This window comes from Streptomyces sp. WM6386 (assembly GCF_000972385.1).
Classification (GTDB): domain Bacteria; phylum Actinomycetota; class Actinomycetes; order Streptomycetales; family Streptomycetaceae; genus Streptomyces.
This window is the reverse complement of sequence record NZ_JXTE01000176.1, coordinates 1-1,675: the sequence shown is the minus strand read 5'-3', so window position 1 is coordinate 1,675 and position 1,675 is coordinate 1. Positions and strand designations below refer to the sequence as shown.

General features: G+C 69.7%; 2 protein-coding genes and 1 pseudogene. All 3 read left to right on the top strand.

Features of this window, described 5'->3' with window-relative positions; all coding sequences use genetic code 11:
- Window positions 1-376: 376 nt before the first annotated feature.
- Window positions 377-970 (top strand): ThuA domain-containing protein, encoded by a 594-nt coding sequence (locus TN53_RS48030; RefSeq protein WP_052745409.1) that lies wholly within the window; start codon window positions 377-379, stop codon window positions 968-970.
- Entirely contained in the window at window positions 895-1,248 is a 354-nt protein-coding gene (locus TN53_RS48025; RefSeq protein ID WP_052745408.1) for a ThuA domain-containing protein, read from the top strand. Before TN53_RS48030 ends, TN53_RS48025 begins: the two co-directional genes overlap by 76 nt.
- A gap of 255 nt (window positions 1,249-1,503) precedes the next feature.
- Window positions 1,504-1,675, top strand: a pseudogene (locus TN53_RS46170) (triacylglycerol lipase); the annotation flags it as partial.

Genomic DNA, 1,675 nt, shown 5'->3' with positions numbered 1-1,675 from the left:
CGGCAAGACCGTGCAGCCGCGGCCGCAGGTTCTTGTGCCAGTGCCGGTCCAGCTGGTCCGCGAGCCGCTCGCTTCTTGTCATTTCCGCACACTACATACATCGGAGACCTGGGCTGCGACCCTGTCAGGTGTGCCCCCGGCGCCGCAGTGAGGTCCGCGAAGTCGGCCGGCATGGAGGAGGTTCGGGGCTCCGGGCCCGTGAACTCCCGGAAGGCGTCCGCCGCTTGGTGCACGAGCATCCCGCCGCCGTGCAGGACGCGGCATCCCCGGCTGCGTCCGGCGCGCAGCAAGGCCGTCTCCAGCGGGCGGTGGACGAGGTCGGCCACCCACAGGCCGTCGTGGAGCGCGGAGACGGACAGCGGGGGGAAAACCCCGGGTGAGCCAGGGCGCACAGGAACTGGGCGACCCCGACTACGGCGTGTGCCAGGGCACGAACCCCCGCTGCTACCACGACTGGGGCAACTTCGACGCCACGCAGGGCTACTACAGGGTCCTGCTCTACACGCGTACCGCTGGCCCCCGCCACGCCAACCTCGGACCGGCCCTGTCCACCGGACTCAACCCGCCGCTCACCACCGCGAACGTCGTCCGGAACGCGATCCTCGAGATGGGCGCGGGGAACGGCTTCCGGGGCGACTGCACCGAGGACGTCACCCAACTGGCCTCCCCGGCAACCCTGTTCCGATACAACGCGGTCGTCTTCTTCTCCACGAGCCGCGACACGCTCGACGACGCCGCGCAGACCTCGCTGCGCCAGTACGTCCGGGGCGGCGGGGGTTTCGTCGGCATTCACAACGCCTTCGGCACGGAGTACAACTGGCCTTGGTACGAGGGCCTGTTGGGCGGGGCGAACTTCTACGACCACGGTCCGGTGCAACCGGGGACACCGTACGCATGGTGGGCCGCAAGGACGCCTCGACCGCCTCGCTGCCGTCGGCCTGGACCTTCACCGACGAGTGGTACAACCTGATCCCGGCCCCCTCGAAGGTCCGTGTCCTGGCCGAGGTCGACGAGAGCACCCTCACCGAGGGCGTCGCCGGCAACCACCACCACCCCGGGCACGGCAAGGACCATCCGGTCGCCTGGCGCCAGTACTACGACGGCGGCCGCGCCTGGCTCACCACCCTCGGCCATGACGCGCGGGCGTTCTCCACCGACGGTTCCTACGCCGGTGCCGCCGAGTTCCAGAGGCTGATCCTCGGCGGCATCGAGTCGGCGATGGGCAAGCGCCCCTTCTGCCGGGAGTGACAGCGGCTCGACGCGTCGGTGAGCACACCATGAGCCCGTCCACCGCTACGCCGTGTAGCCGCCGCGGCACGTAATTAGACATCCTGTCAAATTACCGAACCGTAACCTCCGCAGTGCTACCACGAGTAACTTACTCGTAGGTAAGGTCCTGGCGAACCACTTCAGTGCGGCATGGACCGGCCCGTGGGACGGCCGCGTCCCGTGCCGGTCTCACCTGTGCACCTCTCTGCCAGCCGCTTCCACAGGAGGTTCGCCATGCCCGCACGCAGACGGCTCATGGCCGCAGCAGTCACCGCTGCCGCCTGCCTCGGCGCCCAGGCCCTCACGGACACCGCCGCCATGGCAGCGGACGAGGCCGTCTCCCGAGGCGTCACCATCCCGGCGTTCTACAACCCGCCCACGACGCTGCCCGCCGCCAACGGCACCC